This is a genomic window from Candidatus Thermoplasmatota archaeon, from assembly GCA_029907305.1.
Taxonomy (GTDB): Archaea; Thermoplasmatota; E2; order DHVEG-1; family DHVEG-1; genus JARYMC01.
Genome location: JARYMC010000082.1, coordinates 1 through 6,988 on the forward strand (window position 1 = coordinate 1; position 6,988 = coordinate 6,988).

The 6,988-nt window shown below is 35.6% G+C and carries 6 protein-coding genes; 3 read left to right on the forward strand and 3 right to left on the reverse strand.

All coding sequences use genetic code 11. The annotated features are described in order from the left end of the window. The first annotated feature begins 87 nt into the window (after window positions 1-87). A complete protein-coding gene (locus tag QHH19_06195; GenBank protein ID MDH7517916.1) occupies window positions 88-288 on the forward strand; it encodes a hypothetical protein in 201 nt (66 codons plus the stop codon). A gap of 376 nt (window positions 289-664) precedes the next feature. Here QHH19_06195 and QHH19_06200 read toward each other — a convergent pair whose 3' ends face one another. Together QHH19_06200 and QHH19_06205 are read right to left on the reverse strand one after the other, a co-directional pair. Beyond that, a complete protein-coding gene (locus QHH19_06200) occupies window positions 665-2,131 on the reverse strand; it encodes an RtcB family protein (protein MDH7517917.1) in 1,467 nt (488 codons plus the stop codon). 63 nt (window positions 2,132-2,194) lie between these two features. Beyond that, complete coding sequence (locus tag QHH19_06205; GenBank protein ID MDH7517918.1) at window positions 2,195-3,949, reverse strand: helix-hairpin-helix domain-containing protein; 1,755 nt, start codon at window positions 3,947-3,949, stop codon at window positions 2,195-2,197. 195 nt (window positions 3,950-4,144) lie between these two features. Here QHH19_06205 and pyrB point away from each other — a divergent pair, with 195 nt between their 5' ends. Together pyrB and pyrI are read left to right on the forward strand one after the other, a co-directional pair. Further along, window positions 4,145-5,077 (forward strand): aspartate carbamoyltransferase, encoded by a 933-nt coding sequence (gene pyrB, locus QHH19_06210; GenBank protein ID MDH7517919.1) that lies wholly within the window; start codon window positions 4,145-4,147, stop codon window positions 5,075-5,077. Beyond that, window positions 5,074-5,526 (forward strand): aspartate carbamoyltransferase regulatory subunit, encoded by a 453-nt coding sequence (pyrI, locus tag QHH19_06215; protein MDH7517920.1) that lies wholly within the window; start codon window positions 5,074-5,076, stop codon window positions 5,524-5,526. Before pyrB ends, pyrI begins: the two co-directional genes overlap by 4 nt. On the opposite strand, the gene QHH19_06220 is transcribed toward pyrI, so the two are convergent. After that, window positions 5,519-6,784 carry a hydroxymethylglutaryl-CoA reductase, degradative gene (locus tag QHH19_06220; GenBank protein MDH7517921.1) on the reverse strand — a complete coding sequence of 422 codons (1,266 nt, stop codon included), beginning with the start codon at window positions 6,782-6,784 and terminating at the stop codon, window positions 5,519-5,521. The genes pyrI and QHH19_06220 overlap by 8 nt on opposite strands. Window positions 6,785-6,988: the final 204 nt, after the last annotated feature.

Below are 6,988 nucleotides of genomic sequence, written 5' to 3' on the forward strand. Positions count from 1 at the left end.
CGAACTGCCTATAACTTTCAGTGTCACTAAAGCAAATGTTCACGACTCAACACAATTCAATAGGCTTTACCAGGAAAAAAAAATTCTATGAAACCAGGTTTTACATTGGTGATAAAGCCTTTGATACTTCTAGTATCAGAAAGACTTTATTCAGAGATGATGTACAACCTATTATCAAAGCATCAAAAAACACCTTTTGAGCCACAATACCCAAGTTGGTTCCTTGATAAGCATAAGGAAAGAGTTGCTGTGGAGCGGTTCTTTTCAAGGTTGAAAGAAATACCTTGATCTAAGAAAACTCAGGATTTATGGTAGAAACAATGTCCTACTCTATATCTATCTTATCTGTATTGGTATGTTGCTGATTGGGTACATTAACCATATGCTTGGTTACTCACCCAGAAGCATTAAAACATTCTTACGAATGTGTACATAACAAATTGCAAATGTTCATGCCAATAAAATTACATTTTCTTAGAAGCAACTAGACTAATAGAGAAGAAAAATCGATGAATAATGGCTTTTTTGCTTTCAGAAATCTTCTATAAACATAGGAAATTGATATAAAAGATTAAACTTGCTATGCCTGTTGACGGGGAAATTCTGGTGAAATTAGAATTTTTCAACAGGCTAAACTTAGGTGTTTTTGTTTTTTTTAACATGTTTAACCTTTTACTACACCAAGTGGTAAAAATTTCGCTACCTTAAGGGAAATATCAGCACCATGTGCTACGTTTACCACCTCACCTACATCCTTGTATGCATCTGGTGCTTCTTCTGCCATAACCTTCCAGCTAGCAGGATGAGCATAAATCCCTTTTTTCTTAAGCTCATTCATTACTTGTTCACCACGCCATTTACGAACAGCCTCATTTCTAGACATCACACGCCCAGCACCATGACACGTGGAACCAAATGTTTCTTCAGCCTCCTTTGTACCCTTTAGCAAGTAGCTTTCTGTTCCCATATCCCCTGGTATAAGAACAGGTTGACCAACATCCCTATATTTCTGTGGTATCTCGCTTCTCCCTGGGCCAAAAGAACGTGTTGCACCCTTCCTATGAACATAGAGCTTTCTTTTTTTACCATCTACCTCATGTTCCTCAAGTTTCGCGATGTTATGACAAACATCATACACAATATTCATATCCAAGCTTTCAGCACTCTGACCAAGTACTTTCTCAAAAGACTCACGCACCCAGTGGACAATCATCTGCCTGTTGCACCATGCGAAATTCGCTGCACAAGCCATATCATTAAGATAATCCTGTCCCTCAGGTGAGTTAACTGGTACACATGCTAGCTGCTTATCAGGCAAACAGATGTTATATTTCTTTACTGCCCTCTCAAAAACCCGCAGGTGATCAGTACAAACCTGGTGGCCAAAACCACGGGAACCAGTATGAATCATGACAACAATTTGTCCTTTTTCTTTTATACCAAAAACCTTAGCGGCAACAGGATCAAATATCTCATCTACCTTCTGCAACTCTAAGAAATGGTTACCAGCACCAAGTGAACCAAGCTGTGGGGCACCACGCTGTTTTGCTCTCTCAGAGATATTAGATGAACCAGCATGTTTAAGACAACCGTTCTCCTCAAGATATTCTAGGTCCTCATCCCACCCATAACCATGTTCAACAGCCCACTTGGCACCAAGCTTTAAAACATCATTTAACTCGTTTCTATTTAGACGTACTTTAGCCTGAGAACCAAGACCAGAAGGAACATTCTTAAACATCTCATCAACTAGCAGCTGTATCTTCTTGGCATCAAGATCATTTACGTGTAAATTTGTTCTAACAAGTCTGCAGCCACAGTTGATATCAAAACCCACACCACCAGGAGAAATAACTCCTGTTTCTGCATCGGTTGCAGCAACACCACCAATCGGGAAACCATAACCCCAGTGGATATCAGGCATAGCCAAAGATTTACCAACAATACCTGGCAGCATCGTAACATTTGCCGCCTGCTCAGGGGCGTTATCAGCACGGATTGAAGGAAGCATCTGTTCATTAGCATAAATAACAGCGGTTGTTTGCATCCTAAGCTTATTATTTTGTCCTCTATAGCTGCTGGGGATTTCGTATCTAAAATCATTGATTTTATTCAACGGGCCATTCCACATAAATTTTACACTTAAGAATGGTTAATACAGAAACTTATTTATAAATATCGGATAAAAAACTGTTTATTTTTTCTTTCTCAAATACGGTACACCTGTTTTCTTATTTATTCTAACCTCGAAACCTTTAGGTAAATCAGTGGGCTCAGCCTTGTGGTGTTTCTTCCTGCTAAAGAAATAAATTTCTCTTTCCCCTTTATCTCTGGATTTCTTGGATTTAGTTTTTACATCCTTTTTGTAAAGGGCATAAACACCATGTTTGTAGTGTTTTTGCTTCTTTTTCTTTCCTGGTTTTTGTTTTTTAACTTTTTTATCTTCAGCAAACATTTCCTCTTTTTCTGCTATTTGTTCACGAGGTTCTTCGAAATCCTTTGAAATGTCTTTATCATATACATCGGCGATGGAAAAAGCAGTTTTTTTTGCTTTCTTTTTTGCTTTTTCTTTTCTTTTTATCTCTTTCTTAATTTTTTTAGCCAATTTTTTACCTATCCCCTCTATTTTTGCTAGCTCCTTAACAGGTGTTTCTTTCAAAATATCATAGGATGCTATTCCATTTTCTATAAGTAATGAGGCTGTTTTTTCATCTATATTTTTAATACCCTTGAAAATTTCTATGATCTCATCTTTTTTGTCAGCAGTTAGTTTTTGTTCTCCTTCTTCTTCGAAAAATATTTTTTCGTCTTCAATGAATTCTTCCTCTTCTGCTAAATCCTCTGTTAAAAATTTCTCCTCTTTTTTTTCCTCCTCAAATTCTTCTTCTAAAACAAAGGATTCACCGCTCTCCTCTATCGGGGTTACCTCTTTGATCTCCCTGGTTTTTTCTAGTTCGTCTACCTCTTTTTTAATTTTTTTCGCTAATTTTCTTTTTATCCCTTTGATTTTACATAAATCTTTTACAGATGCAATCTTCAAGTCATCCAGGGAAGTAAAACCACTGTCGTATAACAGTATAGCTGTTTTTTCATCTATACTGTTTATATCCTTGAATGCATCTAATTTCTTTTGTTTTTCTTCATCAGGTAGCTGTTCTTTTTTTTCCTCAAAAATTATTTCTTCTTCAAGCTCAGGTTTCTTTTCATCCTCAGTTGTTTCAAATTCTCTAAGTTCAGCTTCCAATGGTTCTAGCTCAGATGGTTGTTCTTTTTTCTCCTCAGCAGGTTCTATTAGGGCTTCAGATTCCGGTTCGATTTTTTCTTCAATAGCTTTTTCTTCAACAGGTTTGATTTCCTCCTGTTCTGGTTTTAATGATTCAAATTCAGTGATTTCTTCCTCTTTTAATTCAGGTTTCTCTTCTACCACGGTTTTTTCTTCAATTTGTTCTTCTTCAATTTTTTTAGTTTCAACTGGTCCCCATTCTGGTAGTTTCTCGTATTCTTTTTGTTCAGGTTCCTCAATTTTTTGTGTTATTTTTTTCTCAAAGGTTTCTACTTTTTTAGTGGCTTCTTTTGGTTTAACCTCTAGGAACTCTGGTTCAGCGACCTCGATTTTTTTTATCTCAAATAACTCTTTATCTTTTATCTCGATCTCTTCTTTTGCTTCTGTTTTTTCTGTCTCTGGCTGAATAAATTCATCGGTTTCTTCAATTTTTTCTTCTTTATGATGAATTATTACTTGTGGTTTCAAAGAATCATCTTTTTCCTCTGTTTTTTTAGGTTCCTCATAAATGTTTACTGTGCTTTCTTTTGAGTTTTTAGACAACCTGTTCTGTAAAATCTTTAAATATTTTTCATCCTCAGGATGTAGTTTTTCACCAAAGTTGGATTGTAAACTGAGGCGTAGTTTTTCTAATCTTTCTCTTTTGGAAGATTTGTTTTTTTCCATGATAAAACAATCCCCTTAGATTTATTATCTTATTTATCCTATTACTATATATAGTTTGTTGAGCACTTCTTACCAATATTACTATAGGTTAAGTATTATATTAATATATCTTATTAATCCTCCCTTGGTTAACTAAAAAAAGGTTATCTAAAAAGGTTATTAAGGTGTCTTTGTATCTCTATCTTTTTGATTAACATGAATTTCAAAAAAAGAGACGTAATATCAATAAAAGATTTTTCTAGGGAGGAAATTGAATACATCCTTAAATACGCTAAAAAAATGGTACCATATGCTACAGGGGAAAAGCATACAGATATTTTGAAGGAAAAAATTTTGGCATCGCTTTTCTTTGAGCCAAGTACACGTACAAGACTCAGCTTTGAGAGTGCTATGCATAGGTTGGGTGGAAGGATTATAGGTTTTGCTGATCCCAGTGGTACTTCTCAGAAAAAAGGTGAAAGCCTAGCAGACACTATACGCATGGCAGACTCATACAGTGATGTTATTGTTATAAGGCATCCACAGGAGGGTGCAGCTAGGTTAGCAGCTGAGTTTGCTGAGGCACCTGTTTTAAACGCTGGTGATGGAGCAGGGCAGCATCCCACTCAATGTTTACTTGATTTATTTACCATTTTTATGGAGAAGAAAAAGATTAAGGGTAACAACATTGTTTTACTTGGGGATTTAAAGTATGGTCGAACTGTCCATTCTCTAGCATATGCTTTAGCATTGTTTAAAGCAGATCTAACATTTGTTTCACCGGAGACCCTTAAGATGCCTAAAGAGGTTATAAACGAGTGTAGAGAATTTGGGGTGGAACCTAATAGTACTTCTAACCTTGAGAAAGCAATCAAAGAGGCAGATGTTTTATATGTTACGAGAATACAGAGGGAGCGTTTCCCTGATGCAGAGGAATACAATAGGGTGGTTGGGACCTATAAGGTTGATAACAACTTGTTAAAACAGGCTAAGCAAGATCTCATAGTTATGCATCCCTTGCCTAGGGTTGTGGAAATAGACCCTGAGGTGGACAGCACACCGCATGCAGTATACTTCAAACAAGCCTTCAACGGAGTCCCAGTTAGGATGGCTTTACTATCACTTATACTAGGAGGCAAAAAACTATGAAAGAATTAAAAGTGACACCAATCAAGGATGGTACTGTAATAGATCACATAACACCAGGTAATGCAGTGAAGGTTTTGCGTATACTAAAAATCCCTGAGTCAACAACATCTGTGGTAAGCGTAGCAATAAACGTCATAGGAAAAAAAGGTAAAAAAGACATAGTGAAAATAGAAAACCGTGAGCTTGACCCTAAGGAGTTAGATAAGATAGCTTTGATAGCACCAAAAGCCACAATCAACATAATAAGGGATTATGAGGTTGTAAAAAAACACAAGGTAGAGTTACCAGACGAGGTAATCGGTATAGCAAAATGCTCCAACCCCACCTGTATATCTAATGCTCGTGAACCCGTACAAAGCCGGTTCCAGGTAATATGTAAAGACCCACCGCGGATAAGATGTTATTATTGTGAACGTGAACCTGAGGATATTGCTGATAGAATTATCTGATTTCTTTGAGAATCTCTTCCGCTCTGTCTAACTTGATTTTTCCTTCTTTTACCATCCTTTCTGCAACTATGTCTATTTCATCTCCTTTAGCACCAGCCATGACAGCAATGTTTTTTGCATGAAGAGACATATGCCCCCTTTGTATTCCAACAGTTGATAATGCAAAAACTGCTGCAAAATTTTGAGCAAGACCAAGACTGACAGCTACTTCAGCTAGTTCTTTTGCTGTTTTTATTCCAAGTATTTTTTTACAAAGTATTGCTTTTGGATGAATATTCCCAGCCCCACCAATAATACCAAGTGCCATTGGAAGCTCCAGTTCACCAACAAGATTACCATCTTTATCCTTATAATATTTTGAAAAAGAACTATACTGTCCGTTTCTTGCAGCATAGGCATGAGCACCAGCTTCAATTGCACGGAAATCATTACCAGTTGCAATAATTAATGCATCAATACCATTCATAATCCCTTTATTATGTGTTGCGGCTCTATAAGGATCAATAACTGCTAAAGTGTATGATTCCAAAAATGCATCAACAACGTCTTCACCACCCATTTTTTCTTTGTCAAAAACTGCTTTTGCTCTAACAATTCGTTTATCTGCAAGATTTGAAAGAATCCTTAGTCTTACTTTTCCACCAGTAACTTCCTCAAGCATTGGCGCTAATGCTTCACACATTGTATTAACAGCATTTGCGCCCATTGCATCACGAACATCAACAATTAGATGAACAACAATCATTTTACCAAGAGGGCTGTCAAGGATTCTTACTTCTAAATCCTTGGCTCCTCCACCAAATTTTACAAGAACTTTGTCTTGTTCATTGGCAAGTGTTAAAATCTCATTTTTTTTCTTTAAAATTTTACTAGCGGCAGATGCAATATCTTTTACATTTAGAATTTGGATTTGACCTATCATCAAAGGCTCAGCGCATTCAGTTTTAAAACCCCCTTTAATTCTTGCTATTTTTGCCGCGTTACTAGCAGCTGCGACAACACTTGATTCTTCTATTGCCATTGGAATAAGATAATCTTTTCCATTGATTAAAAAATTCACTGCAACTCCCAAAGGTAATTCAAAAGTTCCTAAAACATTCTCAATCATTTTATCTGCAATTTTGATATCCAAACATGATGTAAACAATTTTGTTTCTTCATCATTTAAACCAGAAAAATTTTTTACAAATTCAATTCTTTTTTCTATTGGTAACTTATAAAAACCAGATACCAAGGATGATTTACTTTGATTTGTCATTTTGTTTAACCTCCATAAATTACAAATAGAAAAACAGTCAATTATTTTAATAATTATGGTATTTTATTACGTTTATTGACGAATTATAATTTAAGATTTCATACCTAAATATAAAATTAAATAAAAATTATGTTTTACTTATGAATCAAAAGATGCTCAATCAAATATTTAAGCTAAATAAATTTTTTGATTTTATAAAGAAAA

What these genes read in the sequence shown, in the direction of transcription:
- pyrI (MDH7517920.1), top strand. Translation starts at nt 5,074, where the DNA reads ATGAAAGAATTAAAAGTGACACCAATCAAGGATGGTACTGTAATAGAT.
- QHH19_06195 (MDH7517916.1), top strand. Translation starts at nt 88, where the DNA reads ATGAAACCAGGTTTTACATTGGTGATAAAGCCTTTGATACTTCTAGTA.
- QHH19_06200 (MDH7517917.1), bottom strand. Translation starts at nt 2,131, where the DNA reads ATGTGGAATGGCCCGTTGAATAAAATCAATGATTTTAGATACGAAATC.
- pyrB (MDH7517919.1), top strand. Translation starts at nt 4,145, where the DNA reads ATGAATTTCAAAAAAAGAGACGTAATATCAATAAAAGATTTTTCTAGG.
- QHH19_06205 (MDH7517918.1), bottom strand. Translation starts at nt 3,949, where the DNA reads ATGGAAAAAAACAAATCTTCCAAAAGAGAAAGATTAGAAAAACTACGC.
- QHH19_06220 (MDH7517921.1), bottom strand. Translation starts at nt 6,784, where the DNA reads ATGACAAATCAAAGTAAATCATCCTTGGTATCTGGTTTTTATAAGTTA.